Here is a 227-nt window from a genome sequence, read left to right on the forward strand (position 1 = left end):
CCATCAGCGGCTACACGGTTAGCGCCAACACGATCGGCACCATCAGCAGCGACACGGTTAGCACCAACGTGGTCAGCACCGTTTTCGGCAACGACCTGGGCGTTCAGTTGATCGTGACCAGTGATGGCTGGCAGAGCGAAAGCACTGGAAGCCAGAACAGAGAAGGCCAGGCCGAAAATCAGTTTGGAAGTTTTCATGGTAGTTGCTCCAGATCGGTTAGAAGTCGT

General features: G+C 55.1%; 1 pseudogene. It reads right to left on the reverse strand.

Annotated features, from left to right (window positions below):
- Positions 1-197: pseudogene (locus ACCD02_RS32825) on the reverse strand (hypothetical protein); the annotation flags it as partial.
- Positions 198-227: the final 30 nt, after the last annotated feature.

Source organism: Pseudomonas sp. Pseusp88, from assembly GCF_047303955.1.
Classification (GTDB): domain Bacteria; phylum Pseudomonadota; class Gammaproteobacteria; order Pseudomonadales; family Pseudomonadaceae; genus Aquipseudomonas.